The organism is Synechococcus sp. R70.1 (assembly GCF_047461675.1).
Taxonomy (GTDB): Bacteria; Cyanobacteriota; Cyanobacteriia; order Thermostichales; family Thermostichaceae; genus Thermostichus.
Window position 1 is genome coordinate 1 of the sequence record NZ_JANSHR010000073.1, and the last position, 811, is coordinate 811.

Annotated in this window: 1 protein-coding gene; it reads left to right on the forward strand. The window is 57.7% G+C overall.

Annotated elements, in window-relative coordinates; all coding sequences use genetic code 11:
* Window positions 1-811, forward strand: an 811-nt coding sequence (locus NW807_RS08955) for a type II secretion system protein J (RefSeq protein WP_414425883.1), incomplete at both ends; no start/stop codon positions are given.

The following is an 811-nucleotide window of genomic DNA, read 5'->3' on the forward strand; positions in this document are numbered from 1 at the left end:
TGCGGCTGGATCGGGAAGAGACGGGCCGCACCCAGGTGCAGGCGGAGCTGACCCAGGCCATGCAGTTTATCCAGCAGGATCTGGCAGAGGCGCTTTACATCTACAACAATGCGGAACAGCCCAACGGAGACGAAACGCCAGATCTCATCGAAAGGCTTTACACCCCCGGCTGGATTCGCCGCCCCGATGGAGCCATTCCAGTGGTCGCCTTTTGGAGGCTGAATCCGATCCCACGCGATTGCTATCAAGGCCCTCCGACGTTGCAACAAATTCGAGAAGGCCGAGTAACTTTGAAGGAGAGACCTACGGGTATTTCCGAAGCTGACTGGGATAACATCCGCAACCGCCGCAACATCTATACCTTGGTTGTGTACTACTTGCGACGTAACTACAACAACGCCGGTAACCCAGACGGCAGCACCCCCTGGGAGGGCAATGCGCGCATTGCTAGGTTTGAGTTGCAACCTTTTGATGACGAATGCACTCAGCGCAGCCGATTTTTTGTCGAGGATCCGGATCCATTCCGGGAAGGCTTTCTGGTTTGGCCCTCTGAGCAAGCTAGGGCTCGCCAAACTCCCATTGCCACTAGCTCAGCAGGCCCTCGTCTTGTAACTCTGGTCTCCAACATCTTCAGCAGCCGGCAGGGCAGCCCGCAGGTTGCCCCCCCTTGCCCACAGGGCTATGCCTTTGGAGGGGGCAGGCCCAATGGAGTCGCTTTCGCAGGCTTGGGAGTCAATGAAAACGACGTGGGCTTCCATGTCTGCGTGCGGCAAAGCGTCGGCGCTGACCGACCGCAGGATGTGATCATCAA